The sequence below is a fragment of the Stenotrophomonas sp. G106K1 genome (assembly GCF_037969685.1).
In the GTDB taxonomy this organism is placed as follows: domain Bacteria; phylum Pseudomonadota; class Gammaproteobacteria; order Xanthomonadales; family Xanthomonadaceae; genus Stenotrophomonas; species Stenotrophomonas lactitubi.
Genome location: NZ_JBBPFR010000007.1, coordinates 42,176 through 56,420, shown reverse-complemented (window position 1 = coordinate 56,420; position 14,245 = coordinate 42,176). Strand labels below are relative to the sequence as shown.

General features: G+C 67.8%; 10 protein-coding genes. 5 read left to right on the top strand and 5 right to left on the bottom strand.

The genetic code is table 11. The features are described 5' to 3' along the window. Nucleotides 1-8: 8 nt before the first annotated feature. The 3 genes from WKB25_RS08900 to WKB25_RS08890 form a co-directional block, all read right to left on the bottom strand. Nucleotides 9-200: a YqaE/Pmp3 family membrane protein gene (locus WKB25_RS08900; protein WP_025879360.1), complete on the bottom strand. Its 192-nt coding sequence runs from the start codon at nt 198-200 to the stop codon at nt 9-11. Between the two features lie 19 nt (nt 201-219). After that, the gene (locus WKB25_RS08895) at nt 220-645 is read right to left on the bottom strand and encodes a DNA polymerase III subunit chi (RefSeq protein ID WP_025879359.1); all 426 of its coding nucleotides are present in this window, start codon (nt 643-645) and stop codon (nt 220-222) included. 97 nt (nt 646-742) lie between these two features. Next, nucleotides 743-2,221 (bottom strand): leucyl aminopeptidase, encoded by a 1,479-nt coding sequence (locus tag WKB25_RS08890; RefSeq protein WP_340570027.1) that lies wholly within the window; start codon nt 2,219-2,221, stop codon nt 743-745. A gap of 104 nt (nt 2,222-2,325) precedes the next feature. Here WKB25_RS08890 and lptF point away from each other — a divergent pair, with 104 nt between their 5' ends. Together lptF and lptG are read left to right on the top strand one after the other, a co-directional pair. Next, the gene (gene lptF, locus WKB25_RS08885; protein WP_340570026.1) at nt 2,326-3,408 is read left to right on the top strand and encodes an LPS export ABC transporter permease LptF; all 1,083 of its coding nucleotides are present in this window, start codon (nt 2,326-2,328) and stop codon (nt 3,406-3,408) included. Beyond that, nucleotides 3,405-4,511, top strand: coding sequence for an LPS export ABC transporter permease LptG (gene lptG / locus WKB25_RS08880; RefSeq protein WP_099820361.1), 1,107 nt, complete (start codon nt 3,405-3,407; stop codon nt 4,509-4,511). The genes lptF and lptG overlap by 4 nt, the downstream gene beginning before the upstream one ends. Before the next feature lie 82 nt (nt 4,512-4,593). On the opposite strand, the gene WKB25_RS08875 is transcribed toward lptG, so the two are convergent. After that, nucleotides 4,594-5,082, bottom strand: coding sequence for an RDD family protein (locus WKB25_RS08875; protein ID WP_340570025.1), 489 nt, complete (start codon nt 5,080-5,082; stop codon nt 4,594-4,596). Between the two features lie 56 nt (nt 5,083-5,138). On the opposite strand from WKB25_RS08875, the gene xerD reads away from it, so the two are divergent. Then, nucleotides 5,139-6,116 (top strand): site-specific tyrosine recombinase XerD, encoded by a 978-nt coding sequence (gene xerD, locus WKB25_RS08870; RefSeq protein WP_340570024.1) that lies wholly within the window; start codon nt 5,139-5,141, stop codon nt 6,114-6,116. A 100-nt stretch (nt 6,117-6,216) separates the two neighbouring features. After that, nucleotides 6,217-7,008, top strand: a complete 792-nt coding sequence (locus WKB25_RS08865) for a thioredoxin fold domain-containing protein (protein WP_340570023.1) — start codon at nt 6,217-6,219, stop codon at nt 7,006-7,008. 121 nt (nt 7,009-7,129) lie between these two features. On the opposite strand, the gene WKB25_RS08860 is transcribed toward WKB25_RS08865, so the two are convergent. Further along, complete coding sequence (locus WKB25_RS08860; protein WP_340570022.1) at nt 7,130-9,241, bottom strand: glycosyl hydrolase family 18 protein; 2,112 nt, start codon at nt 9,239-9,241, stop codon at nt 7,130-7,132. 742 nt (nt 9,242-9,983) lie between these two features. Between WKB25_RS08860 and purL the strand changes: the two genes are divergently transcribed. Beyond that, on the top strand, nt 9,984-13,868 hold the full coding sequence (purL, locus tag WKB25_RS08855) for a phosphoribosylformylglycinamidine synthase (RefSeq protein ID WP_340570021.1): 3,885 nt from the start codon (nt 9,984-9,986) through the stop codon (nt 13,866-13,868). Nucleotides 13,869-14,245: the final 377 nt, after the last annotated feature.

Here is a 14,245-nt window from a genome sequence, read left to right as displayed (position 1 = left end):
AAGGGAGATCAGCGCGACCCGAGGGTGCGCCGGATCTTCTGGTCGGTGTGGTACTGGCTGACCGAATAGGCAGCCCAGATGGCGGCGGGCAGCCAGCCGATCAGGGTGATCTGCAGGATCAGGCAGACGATGCCGGCAAACGGCCGGCCGATGGTGAAAAAGGACAGCCAGGGAAGAATCAGGGCGATCAACAGGCGCATCAAGGGGGCCTCGCTGGGCTTACATGTCGTGCTTGTTCAGGTCGTAACCGGCGGTCTTGTACTGGCGCCAGCGCTCGCGCAGCGGTTCGCGCGCTTCCGGGTCGGCCGGCACCACTTCCAGCACGCGTTCGCACTGGCCCAGCCAGGGTTCGTCGCGCAGGTTGATCACCAGCGGCCGCACCGGGGCCTCACCGCCGGGCGGGGCGATCAGTACCAGGGCTTCTTCCTCGTCCACGTCCTCACCTACGATCTGGTGCGGAATGTAGGCATCGTCGTCGAACGACCAGAGAAGTTCGTCAAGTTCTTCGGCCTGGGCCTGGTCGCGGGCCAGTACCAGGGTGAACAACCCGGCGTCGTTGGCCTTGCGCGCCAGCTCGCAGACCAGGCGCAACGGCTCGGTCAGGAAACGGGGCTTGGCGATCAGGTAGAAGTCGGCGCGGGGCATGGCGGCATCCAGGTGAGGCAGGTGCCGATCCATGCCGGGTGGCGGCTGGACCGGCGAGGCCCCGGCCGGCGGTTGCCGGCCAGGGTCAGGTACAGCGTCAGGCGCGGGCGACCTGGTCCAGCAACCACTGGCTCAGCAGGCCGACCGGACGGCCGGTGGCCATGCCACGCTTGCCTTCATCGCTGGCCACGCCGGCGATGTCCAGATGGGCCCAGCGCTGGCCTTCGGCGAAGCGCGACAGGAAGCAGCCAGCGGTGATGGCACCGGCCCAGCGGCCGCCGATGTTGTAGACGTCGGCGAAGCTGGAATCCAGCATCGGCTGGTACTCGTCCCACAGCGGCAGGCGCCAGGCGCGGTCGAAGACCTGCTCGCCGGCGGCCAGCAGCTCGTTGGCCAGGTCGTCGTGCTTGCTCATCAGGCCGGCGGTCTGGTGGCCGAGGGCGACCATGCAGGCACCGGTCAGGGTGGCCACGTCGACCAGCGCCTGCGGCTCGAAGCGCTGTGCGTAGGTCAGGGCGTCGCACAGGATCAGGCGGCCTTCGGCGTCGGTGTTGCCGACTTCGATGGTCTTGCCCGACATCGAGGTGATGACGTCGGACGGGCGGTAGGCATTGCCGTCGATGGCGTTTTCCACCGCCGGCACTACCACCACCAGGTTCAACGGCAGCTTGGCCTTGACCGCGGCGACGAAGGTGCCGATGACGTTGGCGCCACCGCACATGTCGTACTTCATCTCTTCGATGCCGCCCTGGGTCTTCAGGTTGACGCCACCGGTATCGAAGGTGATGCCCTTGCCGACCAGCACGTAGGGCTTGGCGTCGCCACCATTGCTCCACTTGAGTACGACCAGGCGCGGGCGGTTGGCCGAACCACGGGCCACGGCCAGCAGCGAGCCCATGCCCAGCGCTTCCATCTGGGTCTCGTCGAGGATCTCGGCTTCGGCGCCATCATGCTCGTCGGCGAATTTCACGCCCACTTCAGCCAGATAGGCCGGGGTGCAGTAGTTCGGCGGCAGGTTGCCCAGTTCGCGGGCGAACTCGACACCGGCAGCGATGGCCTGGCCCTGGGCCAGGGCCTGCGCATCCTCACCGGTGATGGCCAGCTGGGCCAGGCCGGCATCGTCGGCCTTCTTCTTGCCCAGGGTGGCGGTGTAGCGGTAGGCCGCGTGGTCGGCGGCAATCACCGCCTGGCGGATCGCCCAGGCCGCGTCGCGGTCCTTCACCGCCACCTCGGACAGGGTGAACAGTGCGCTGCGGGCAGCGCCGGCCTTCAGTGCGCGCACGGCATCACCGACCGCCTTCAGGTACTGCGGCACGCCGAAGCGGGCGGCATCGCCGAGGCCGACCACCAGCACGCGCGGGGCGGTCACGCCCGGCAGATCGTGCAGCAGGGTGGTGGCGCCGGTCTTGCCGGACAGGTCGCCGCGCTGGGCCAGGGCGGCCAGGCGGCCACCGCTTGCAGCATCCAGTGCCTGCGCGGACGCAGTCAGGGTATGGTCGGCATAGGCGCCGACGACGAGGCAGTCAACGGCGGCCGAAGCCGCAGCGAGGTGGTTCAGGGTGAATTCGAGAGCCATTGAGCAGATTCCATTGGCAAGTCCGTACAATCGCGGACCGTTTACGCCCAGACGCTAGACTGGGCGGCACCGCGAACGAACCTGAGAGTTTAAACCACCGCCCCATGTTGAAGCTCGACCGCTATCTATTGGGCGATTTCGTCCAGAGTTTCCTGGCTACCCTGATCGTCCTGCTGGTGGTCAGCGTGGGCGGCGTGCTGGTGGACATCCTCGGCAACATCGCCGACGGGCGGCTGCCGGCCAAGCTGCTGTTCTCGCAGCTGGGCCTGCAGTTCATCGTCTACATGCCGCTGATCCTGCCGCTGGCACTGATGCTGGGCCTGCTGCTGGCCATCGCCCGCCTCTACCGCGACTCGGAAATGGCGGTCATCACCGCCATCGGTGTCGGCCCCAAACGCCTGCTCAAGCCCCTGCTGCTGCTGGTGCTGCCGGTGATTGCGGTGGTCGGCGCCTGTTCGCTGTGGCTGGGGCCCTGGGCCCAGCGCACCGCCGAACAGATGATCCAGGACGCCAACCGCAGCGTGCTGATGGCCGGCCTGGAGCCAGGCCGGTTCACCCCGCTGCCCAATGGTGGCGTGGTCTATGTGGCCTCCATCTCCCCCGATGGCAGCCAGCTGGGCCGGGTGTTCCTGCAGCGGCAGAAGGAGGATCGCCTTGAAGTGGTGTCCGCCGCCAGCGGTCGCATGTACTTCGAAGGCGCCCGCCAGCGCTTCCTCGAACTGGATGATGGCCACCAGCTGGAAGGGCCGGCGGCCGGTGCACTGGATTACCGTCTGGCCACCTTCGCCCGCAACGACGTGGCCCTGCCCGACGGCAGTGAGGCCCGCAAGAGTGATGACCCCGAACTGATGCCGACCACCGCGCTGTTCGGCGACAAGCGCCCCGAGGCGCAGGCACAGCTGCATCGCCGCCTGGCCCCGCCGCTGATTGCGCTGGCCTTCGCCCTGCTGACCGTGCCGCTGGGCCGCAGTTCGCCGCGCCAGCAGCGCTACGGCCGGATGATGCTGGCCCTGCTGGCCTACATGGTCGGCACCAACATGATGTTCATCGGCAGCGGCTGGATTGCCAATGGCCAGATTCCGCCAGCGCTTGGCCTGTGGTGGCTGACCCTGCCGCTGCTGGCACTGGCGATCTGGATGTACGCGCGTGATGGCCGCATGGCCCGCCCGAAGGGAGCCCGCGCATGATGCTGCGACCGATGCGTTTCGATCTGTACCTGGGCCGGGCGGTGCTGGGTACCGTGCTGCTGACCTGGGCGGTGCTGGTCGGCCTGGACGTGCTGATGGCCTTCTCCGGTGAATTCAAGGACATCGGCAAGAACGGCTATTCGCTGGGCCATGCTGCTGCCTGGGTGCTGTACACCGTGCCGCGCCGGGCCTACACGATGTTCCCGACTGCGGCGGTGATCGGCGCGCTGATGGGCCTGGGCCAGCTGGCCGCGACCTCGGAGCTGACCGCGCTACGCGCGCTGGGCCTGTCGCGCAAGCGCCTGAGCGTGTCGGTGGCGATCGCCCTGTCGTTGTTGACTGGGCTGATGGTGATCAGTGCCGAGACCCTGGGCCCCTGGGGCCAGAACCGCGCCGATTCACTGAAGATGAGTGCCAAGTGGGGCACCGACATGGCGGTGGCGCGTTACTCCGGCCTGTGGGCGCGTGAGGGTGACACGTTCCTCAACGCACAGACCGGCGAAGAACAGCTGGTGGGCGAAAAGGGCACCCGGCTGATCCTGCGTGACGTGCGCCTCTACAGGATCAACGAGGACGGGCGGGTCGGCACGCTGACCCATGCCGCCACCGCCGAGCATGACAAGGACGGCTGGGTGCTGACCGGCGTGCGCCGCGACACCTTCGGCGAGCGCTCGGCAACGCGCCAGGAAGTGGCTCGTGAGCCGTGGAATTCCAAGCTGGACGCCGGAGCCCTGGCCACCGGCATCGCCAAGCCGCGCAACCTCAGCGTGTCCGAGCTGAGCACCAGCATCGCCTACCGCGAGCGCAACGGGCTGGATGCACGCGACTACGAGGATGTGTACTGGAGCCGCTGGTTCTACCCGTTGAATGTGCTGGCGCTGTGCCTGGCAGCGGTGCCGTTCGCGTTCGGTTCGCTGCGCAGTGGCGGCATGGGCAAGCGCCTGTTCCTGGGCATCCTGTTCGCGCTGGCGTTCTGGCTGCTGCAGCTGTTCTTCGGGCGCATGGCCGGTGCGCTCAAGTTCGACTATCGCATTGCCTACGCGCTGCCGCCGATCGTGATGCTGGCGGTGTCCGGATTGCTGTTCCGGCGCAAATCGGGCTGATGCCGGTAGCGCCGGGCCATGCCGGGCGAAGGTGTGCGATATCCCGTGTGCGCCGGGCATGGCCCGGCGCTGCCAGCACAGGTCAGCGCTTCGGCATCCGCAGCACCCGCGTGGCACTCGCGCGGTCGTGCCAGGTCAGCCGCTGGCGATCCACCAGCGCCCACCAGAAGCCCAGTCCGCCCAGCAGCAACGACAATGTGCCCACCGCGAACCGCAGCCACAGCTGGCCGCGTCGCAATGGCTTGCCATCGCGTGATTCCAGCTTCAAGCGCCACGGGCGCATGCCCAAGGTCTGCCCGCCGCGCCGCCAGCTGGCGGTGGCGTACCACCCGGTGATTGCCCAGCACACCGCCCACAGCAGCCATTGCCATGCACTGAAAGGCGCGATGTTCTCGCGCTGCGCATGGCCGCTGAACGTATAGGCCAGGGTGAACACGGTGCCGGCCAGCATCCACAAGGCCAGCACCGGCAACGCGTCATAGATCATCGCCAGCAGGCGCCACAGCAGCAGCGCGCGCGGGCGGGGCGTATCAGCGGCAACGTGGGCCGCATCGGTGGCGGGGCTCGACATGTGCCGAGCATACGCAATGCTGGCCGTGCCCGCAGTTGGCCTCGTATCCTGCGTGCATGGCCGTCACTTCCACTCCCGCCGAACGTCGTCAGCTGGTCCAGCAACTGCCCGGGCTGCGCGGCGAGGACAGCCAGCGCATCCAGCGCTTCCTCGATGCGATCTGGGCCGAGCACGGCCTGGCCCGCGCCACGCTGGACAGCTACCGCCGCGACCTCGAAGGCCTGGCGCGCTGGTGTGACGGGCGCGACGGTGGTCTGGCCGGCGTTGAGCGCGCTGGCCTGTTCGATTACCTGGCTTGGCGCACCCGCCACAACTGGTCGCCGCGCAGCAATGCGCGGCTGCTGTCGGCGCTGCGCGCGTTCTTTGCCGACGCCGTACGCCGTGGCGAACGCAGTGAAGATCCCAGCGCACTGCTCGATCCGCCGAAGCTGCCACGGCTGCTGCCCAAGGCGCTGGCCGAAAGCCAGATCGATGCGCTGCTGGCGGCGCCGGATATCGACAGTCCGCTCGGCCTGCGCGATCGCGCCATGCTGGAACTGATGTATGCCGCCGGGCTGCGGGTGAGCGAGCTGGTGCTGTTGCCCGCCACGGCGGTGAACCTGCGCCAGGGCGTGCTGCGGGTGACCGGCAAGGGCAGCAAGGAGCGCCTGGTGCCGCTGGGCGAGGAGTCGCAGTACTGGCTGGAACGCTACCTGCAGCAGTCGCGACCGCAGCTGGTGGGCAAGGGCAAGGTGCAGGCGCTGGTCGACGGGCAGACGCCCTTGTTCATCGAACCGGCGCTGCATGGTTTGACCCGCCAGGCGTTCTGGCACCTGGTCAAGCGCTACGCGGCGGTGGCCGGTATCGACCCGGCGCGGATCAGTCCGCATGGCCTGCGGCACAGTTTCGCCACCCACCTGCTGAACCGTGGCGCCGACCTGCGCGCGCTGCAGATGCTGCTGGGCCACAGCTCGCTGTCCACCACCCAGATCTACACCCTGGTCGCACGCGAACACCTGCAGAAGCTGCACGCCCGCCATCATCCACGCGGCTGAGCCCACGGCTGAGCCCCTGCCGGGCCTGTGCGCGGCATCGCGGACCGCTCAGGATGGCTGTGTCAGAATCCGAAGTCTTCTTTCTGCTGCGGACTGCTCCATGCTCCGATTCGCCATCGCCGCCGTGTTCGGCGCGCTCAGCCTGAGTGCCTGCGCCCAGCCCGCCCCGCCCGCCGCAAAGGCGCCCGCCGCAGCGGCAGCCAAGGCCGGCCCTGCCGCCACGGCCAATGCTCCGGCCGAGCAGGCCGTGCGCAAGGCCCTGACCGAGCTCAACCCCGGCTTCCAGGTGGACTACATCGGTGCCGCGCCCTTTCCGGGCTTCCGTGAAGTAGTGGTCTCCGGCCAGCTGCTGTACGTCTCTGACGACGGCCGTTACCTGTTCCAGTCGCAGCCCTACGACACCCGCGTCAAGAGCCCGGCCAACAGCGAAGGCCTGCTGGGCTACCGTCGCGACCTGCTGGCCAAGGCCAACCATGGCGACCGCATCGTGTTCGCCGCGCCGAACGCGAAGTACACCATCAGCGTGTTCACCGACATCGAATGCGGCTACTGCCGCAAGCTGCACGAGGACATCGCCGAGCTCAACCGCAACGGCATCACCGTTGAATACCTGGCGTTCCCGCGCATGGGCCTGGGCAGCAAGGATTACACCGACATGATCTCGGTCTGGTGTGCGGCCGATCGTCGCCAGGCACTGACCAATGCCAAGCGTGGTGGCACGGTGGCCGCGAAGAATTGCACCAACCCGGTGGCCATGCAGTACGCCCTGGGCCAGCAGTTGGGGGTGAACGGTACGCCGGCCATCTTCGCGCCGGATGGCACCCAGCTCGGCGGCTACCTGCCGCCTGCGCAGCTGCGTGCCGCGTTGGAGAAGCTGTCAGCCAAGCGCTGACCGCCGCTGACCTTTTTCTGTAGAGCCGAGCCCATGCTCGGCTGCGGACACATCAGCCGAGCATGGGCTCGGCTCTACAGGTTGGAAACCGGGGATGCCAGTCGCATCCCCGGTTGTCTGCTTATTTCAGGCCATCACTGACCGCCTTGGTCAGCGTGCCCTGCGCGTCGTCGCCGCTGAACTCCCAGACAAACGCACCGCCCAGTCCCTGGGTCTTCACGTAGCCCATCTTGCGGGTGATGTTGGCCGGGGTATCGAAGCTCCACAGCGTGCTGCCGTTGTAGATCCAGGTGGCCCCGGCGGTATTGTCGGTGTAGCCCTGCCACGCCAGGTTCTTCAGCACCTTCCAGTCTTCGATGCCGGCTTCATACGTGCCGGGTGCCGCACCGGTGGCGCTCTGGTACAGGCCGTTGTTGACGTTGGTCACGCCGGTCCAGCCGCGCCCGTAGTAGCCGATGCCCAGGTTGAGCTTGGCGGCGGGAACACCACGGCTGATGAAGGCCTCGATGGCATCGTTGCTGTTGTACAGCTTCTGGTCGCCGGTGGACGGATCACTCGGCGAATCGAACAGCGCCGACTGGTGATTGGTCTTCGCATCCCACGCGCCGTGGAAGTCGTAGGTCATCACGTTGATGTAGTCCAGGTACGGGTGGTACGCGGCCGGATCGGTGACGCGGATCTTGTCGATGCCGGCGCCGACCGCCACCGTCAGCAGCAGGCCCGGACGCACCGCATCGAGCTGGCGGCGGAACTCGGCCATCAGCGCAGTGAAGTTGGCATTGTCTTCGGGCGTGCCGCAGGCGATACCGCAGGCCACCGGATATTCCCAGTCGATGTCGATGCCGTCGAACACGCCCAGCGCCGCGCCGGGGCCACCGGCACCGTCGGTCACCGGCAGGTTGCCCTTGATGTAGGCGTCGATGCACGAGGCGACGAAGGCCTGGCGGTTGGCCGGTTGCGCTGCGCTGGAGAAGCCACGCGACCAGGTCCAGCCACCCAGCGAGATCAACACCTTCATGCCCGGGTACTTGGCCTTGAGCTGCTTGAGCTGGTTCCAGTTACCGCGCAGCGGCTGGTCCCATGTGTCGGCGCTGCCGCTCACGCTTTCGCCGGCACCGAAGGCCTTGGTGTAGTCGGCGAAGGCATCGCCACCGGCACCGCTGTTGGGATCCGACGCCTGGGTGATGCCCACTTCGCAGCGGTTGTTGCGCACGTTGCCGAAGGCGTAGTTGATGTGGGTCAGGCGCGCGGCCGAACCGCTGCTGTCGATGTTCTTGACCCGGTAGTTGCGGCCATAGATGCCCCACTGGGTGAAGTAGCCGATGACCCGCTTGCCGGTGGTGCCACCGTCGCCGGCCAGGGTGCTGGCGGTCACTGCCGTCCCCTGCGCCGACGCATTGCCGGCGTTGTCGCGGGCACGCACGCGGTAGCTGTAGCTGGTGGAGGCGGTCAGCCCGCCATCGACATAGCTGGCGCTGGACGGTGAACCGACCAGGCTGCCGTTGCGGTACACGTCGTAGCCGGCCAGGCCGCTGCCACCGGTGTTGTCGGTGGACGGGCTCCAGCTCAGGGCGATGCTGTTGGCGGTGCGGGTACCCACGGCCAGGCCACCGGGCACGCTGGGCGCGGTGGTATCGCCGCTGGCTGCGTTGACGGTGATGGTGATGGTCGCGGTGCTGGCGGTGGCGTTGTTGTTGTCGGTGGCTACGGCGCGCAGAGTGTGGCTGCCCGCGCTGGCGTTGGCCCAGCTGGCGCTGTACGGCGCGCTGGTGTCGACCCCCAGCGAACTGCCATCGCGGAAGAACTCGACCTTGCTGACGCTGCCGTCCGCATCACTGGCATTGGCGGTCACGTTGACCGTGCTGCCGGCGCTGAAGGTGGCGCCGTTGGCCGGCGAGGTCAGGCTGACCACTGGCGGCTGGTTGGCGCCGCCGCCGTCGCAGGCGCCGAGGTTGGTGTAGTAGGGCGCCCCGGCCGGATGGTCCGGCGGTGCGTTCCAGATGTCCTGGTTCGCCCGGTAGAGGACGCCTCCTTTCTGCAGGGTATCGCCACTCCGGTAGATCTTGGCCTGGTCCCATTCGGCCACGCCGGCACAGCTGGCGGCCTGGGCCATGCCAGGCAGGGCCACCGCCCCGGCGAGGGCCAGCAGCCAGGCCAGACGGCGCGGGCGACAGCGATGAAGGGAAGGGTGGGCACTGCGTACATCGGCACTCTGCACAAGCGGGTCGTACATGGTGTGTCTCCGATCGATGGTTGGCGCACGGGCCAAGACGGCGCCGCACGTAACGCAGGGTCCGGACGTCGCCGGGGAAGGCGACGGAGGGGGCGGACGGAGGTACCTGGTGGGCCGGGGAGAGAGTCCGGCGCCAGGTGGGGACAACGTTGTCATCAATTGCGTGGTCAATCCGTGAGCGAGTGCATGGTTCGGGGATTTGGGCGAGCGCGGCGCTGGCGCGCGGTCGGCGGCCATCGGCGGAGCCCCCTCGTGGTTGGGGTCTAGAGCAGGTTCCGGGGTTGGGCCCGGGCGGGTTCATGCGCGCGCCAGCCACGAAAGACAGAACAAAAAATCAAGATCAAACGCCGATCGCTTCGCTCTCAGGCGTCTGATTTCCACATTTCCCTGGTCGCCGGCCAGCGGCCGGTAACCAAGGAGCATCCACGCATGGCGTGGATCTACCGTGTCGACCAAGGTCGACACCTACCAACAGCAGCAGGAAATCTGTCGAGGGTGGGGTGGTGGGGGCCAGCAGGACCGTTGGCGCCATCGAGCCCCCATGGATGGGTTTACGGCGTGTCCTGCTGGCCCCCACCGCCCCACCCAGCCCACAGCAAGCCAGCTTTTGCTTTGGCCGTTGCTGTTGCTTCGGCTCTGACGGTTGCTCTGGCCTCTGCGGGTGCCGGGCGCCGCCCGGCCGAAGCCTCCCCCCGCTTCCGGTACAATGTCGGGCCCGTTTCCCAACTACGGTTCCCCGGACATGATGGTCCTCGAGGGCGCGCCCGCCCTGTCGCCGTTCCGCCGCGAACGTCTTGAATCCCGCCTGCAGTCCATCGCTCCCTCCCTGCGCATCAGCGGTGCCTGGCACGTCTACTTCGTGCAGGCCGAGGGCACTGCTGCCCCCGACGTCGATACCCTGTGCCGCATCCTGGAAGCCCGCCCGCAATCCGAGGCGGTCGCTGACGGTGCAGTCAGCCGCATCGTGGTGCCGCGCCTGGGCACGCTGTCGCCGTGGTCGAGCAAGGCCAGCGAACTGGTCCGCGGTGCCGGCCAGCCGGTGAGCCGGGTCGAGCGTGGCCTGCGCATCGATGTGCAGGGCTGGCCGGCCGATGCCGCCGCCCAGCAGGCGCTGGTCAAGGTGCTGCACGACCCGATGACGCAGTCGGTGCTGGAGACCGTCGACCAGGGCCAGTCCCTGTTCTCGACCCCGGCCCGTGGCGAACTGGAGCGCGTGCCGGTGGAGCAGCTGGAGGCCGCCAACCAGCGCCTCGGCCTGGCCATGGCGCAGGACGAGATCGACTACCTGCGCGAGCGTTTCACCGCGCTGGGCCGCTCGCCGTCGGACGTGGAACTGATGATGTTCGCGCAGGCCAATTCCGAGCACTGCCGGCACAAGATCTTCAATGCCAGCTGGACCATCGACGGCCAGGAGCAGGACCGCTCGCTGTTCCGGATGATCAAGAACACCCACCAGCAGACTCCGCAGCACACGCTCAGCGCGTACAGCGACAACGCGGCGGTGATCGAAGGCCACCCGGCCTCGCGCTATCGTCCGGACCCGGCCAGCGGCGAGTATCGCCGCGAACCGCAGGTGCCCAGCGCGTTCCAGATCAAGGTGGAAACGCACAACCACCCGACCGCGATCGCGCCGTTCCCGGGCGCGTCGACCGGCGCCGGTGGTGAAATCCGCGATGAAGGCGCGACCGGTCGTGGTGGCAAGCCGAAGGCCGGCCTGAGCGGATTCTCGGTCTCGCACCTGCGCATTCCCGAGCTGCCGCAGCCGTGGGAAGCACCGCGTGCGCTGAACCCGCGCATGGCCCCGGCGCTGGAGATCATGACCGACGGCCCGCTCGGCGGCGCCGCGTTCAACAACGAATTCGGCCGCCCGGCGCTGCTCGGCTACTTCCGCAGTTTCGAACTGCCGGAAGGCGCCGACCTGGTGCGCGCCTACGACAAGCCGATCATGCTGGCCGGTGGTCTCGGTGCCATCGATCGCGTGCAGGTCGACAAGATCCTGCTGCAGGACGGCGATGCCGTGATCGTGCTCGGCGGCCCGGCGATGCTGATCGGCCTCGGCGGCGGGGCCGCCAGTTCGGTAGCCTCCGGTGAAAGCGCCGAGGATCTGGACTTCGCCAGCGTGCAGCGCGACAACCCGGAAATGGAGCGTCGCTGCCAGGAGGTCATCGACCGCTGCGTGGCGATGGGGACCAACAACCCGATCAAGTTCTTCCATGACGTCGGTGCCGGTGGCCTGTCCAACGCCATTCCCGAACTGCTGCACGATTCCGGCGTGGGCGGCATCATCGACCTGGGCAAGGTGCCCACCGACGATCCGTCGTTGTCGCCGATGCAGCTGTGGTGCAACGAGTCGCAGGAGCGCTACGTCCTCGGTGTGGCGCAGGAGCGCCTGGCCGAGTTCGCCGCGCTGTGCGCACGCGAGCGCTGCCCGTTCGCTGCGGTGGGCGTGGCTACCGCCGAGGAACACCTGGTGGTGGCCTACGGCGCCGTGCCGGGCAACATCCCGGCCGATGCGCCGATCGACCTGCCGATGGACGTGCTGTTCGGCAAACCGCCGAAGATGCACCGCGATACCGCACACCCGCCGGCACCGCGCTGGCCGGCGCTGAAGACCGGTGGCCTGGATCTGCAGGAAGCCGGTCTGCGCGTGCTCGCGCACCCGACCGTGGCTTCCAAGAACTTCCTGGTCACCATCGGCGACCGCAGTGTCGGCGGCCTGACCGCGCGCGAGCAGATGGTCGGCCCGTGGCAGCTGCCGGTGGCCGACGTGGCAATCACCCTGGCCGATTTCGACGGCGTGGCCGGCGAGGCGATGGCGCTGGGCGAACGCACGCCGCTGGCGCTGCTGGACGCGGCTGCTTCGGCACGCATGGCCGTGGGCGAAGCACTGACCAACCTGTGCGCGGCCCCGGTCGACGCGCTGGATGAAATCAAGCTGTCGGCGAACTGGATGGCCGCTGCCGGCCACCCGGGCGAAGACGCGCTGCTGTACGACGCAGTGAAGGCGGTGGGCATGGAACTGTGCCCGCAGCTGGACATCAGCATCCCGGTGGGCAAGGACTCGCTGTCGATGCAGGCGCAGTGGCACGACCAGGGCGAGGCGCACAAGAGCGTGTCGCCGGTGTCGCTGGTGATCACCGCGTTCGCGCCGGTGGCCGATGCACGCCAGCAGCTGACGCCGCTGCTGGACCGCGACATCGACAGCGAGCTGTGGTTGATCGGCCTCGGTGCCGGCAAGCAGCGCCTGGGTGGTTCGATCCTGGCCCAGGTGCACGCCGACCACGGCGACCTGCCGGCGTTCGCCGGTGCCGCCCCGGACCTGGACGACCCGCAGCGCCTGCGTGGCTTCTTCGAGCTGATCCGCGATGCACGCCAGGCCGGCCTGCTGCGCGCGTACCACGACCGCAGCGACGGTGGTGCGTTCGCCGCGCTGTGCGAAATGGCCTTCACCTCGCGCCTGGGCCTGGACATCACCCTCGACGCGTGGGGCGATGATCCGTTCCGCAGCCTGTTCAATGAAGAGCTGGGCGCCGTTGTGCAGATCGCCCGCGAAGACCGCGCCGCGTTCGCCGACCTGGTCGAGCGCCATGCGCTGACCGAGTGCGCGCAGCGCATCGCCAAGCCGACCACCGCGCCGGTGGTGCGGGTGTCGCTGGCTGGTGACTCGCTGGCCGAATGGCGCTGGGAAGCGTTGTTCGATGCCTGGTGGTCGGTCACCCACGCCATGCAGAAGCGCCGCGACAATCCGGCCAACGCCGATGCCGAGCGCGAGATCGCCCGCGCCTTCACCGCGCCGGGCCTGAAGCCGAAGTTGAGCTTTGATCCCAATGAGGACGTCGCCGCGCCGTTCGTGCAGACCGGGGCGCGTCCGCGCGTTGCGATCCTGCGCGAACAGGGCGTCAACGGCCAGATTGAAATGGCCAACGCCTTCGAACGTGCCGGCTTCCGCGCATTCGACGTGCACATGAGCGACCTCATCGAAGGCCGCGTGGCGCTGCAGGACTTCACCGGCCTGGTCGCCTGCGGCGGCTTCAGCTACGGCGACGTGCTCGGTGCCGGCCGTGGCTGGGCGACCTCGATCCTCGAGCGCACTGCGCTGCGCGATGCCTTCGCCGCGTTCTTCGCGCGCGAGGACAGCTTCGCCCTGGGCGTGTGCAACGGTTGCCAGATGATGAGCCAGCTGAAGGACATCATCCCCGGTGCCGAGCACTGGCCGCAGTTCCGTCGCAACGCCAGCGAGCAGTTCGAAGCCCGCACCGCGCTGCTGGAAGTGGTGGAGTCGCCGTCGATCCTGCTGCGTGGCATGGCCGGTTCGCGCCTGCCAGTGGCGGTGGCGCATGGCGAAGGCCAGGCGGTGTTCGACAACGCCGTCGACCAGGCCACAGCCCGTGTCGCGTTGCGTTACATCGATGGCAACGGCAACGTCGCCAGCCAGTACCCGCTGAATCCGAACGGCTCGCCCGACGGCATCACCGGCCTGACCAGCACCGACGGCCGGGTGACCATCATGATGCCGCACCCGGAGCGCACCCCGCGCGCGCTCAACCTGAGCTGGGCCCCGGCCGAGTGGCAGGGCGATTCACCGTGGATGCGCATGTTCCGCAACGCACGGGTATGGTGCGGCTGATCGCACACGCGTTGCGCAGCTGACGATGCCATCGCGTATGGAAACCCGCCGGGAAACCGGCGGGTTTTTCTTTTTGAATACGGAAACCCCTGTGCTGTCCATCAGTTACATACGTTTTCATATGTGAGGATTTCCTCACGCACGCCTAACAAAATACGTACATAAACAAGTGAAACAGTGAACTGCTTCACGGCAATGGCTTTTGCTGCGTCAAACTCTTGACGATTCGCAAAGATGCCGTTAACACTTGACCCCCGTTTCAAATCTGTTCATCCCGCAGTAACCGCACGGCGCATGCGCTCGGTTTTCTGTCCCTGCGCGCCGTTCGGCAATACCCGCAGTAAATCACGCGAATGACGCCCCCAGGGGACGTTGAA

Excerpts from the sequence above, each read along its gene's own strand:
- WKB25_RS08900 (WP_025879360.1), bottom strand. The coding sequence starts at position 200 with ATGCGCCTGTTGATCGCCCTGATTCTTCCCTGGCTGTCCTTTTTCACC.
- WKB25_RS08895 (WP_025879359.1), bottom strand. The coding sequence starts at position 645 with ATGCCCCGCGCCGACTTCTACCTGATCGCCAAGCCCCGTTTCCTGACC.
- WKB25_RS08890 (WP_340570027.1), bottom strand. The coding sequence starts at position 2,221 with ATGGCTCTCGAATTCACCCTGAACCACCTCGCTGCGGCTTCGGCCGCC.
- lptF (WP_340570026.1), top strand. The coding sequence starts at position 2,326 with ATGTTGAAGCTCGACCGCTATCTATTGGGCGATTTCGTCCAGAGTTTC.
- lptG (WP_099820361.1), top strand. The coding sequence starts at position 3,405 with ATGATGCTGCGACCGATGCGTTTCGATCTGTACCTGGGCCGGGCGGTG.
- WKB25_RS08875 (WP_340570025.1), bottom strand. The coding sequence starts at position 5,082 with ATGTCGAGCCCCGCCACCGATGCGGCCCACGTTGCCGCTGATACGCCC.
- xerD (WP_340570024.1), top strand. The coding sequence starts at position 5,139 with ATGGCCGTCACTTCCACTCCCGCCGAACGTCGTCAGCTGGTCCAGCAA.
- WKB25_RS08865 (WP_340570023.1), top strand. The coding sequence starts at position 6,217 with ATGCTCCGATTCGCCATCGCCGCCGTGTTCGGCGCGCTCAGCCTGAGT.
- WKB25_RS08860 (WP_340570022.1), bottom strand. The coding sequence starts at position 9,241 with ATGTACGACCCGCTTGTGCAGAGTGCCGATGTACGCAGTGCCCACCCT.
- purL (WP_340570021.1), top strand. The coding sequence starts at position 9,984 with ATGATGGTCCTCGAGGGCGCGCCCGCCCTGTCGCCGTTCCGCCGCGAA.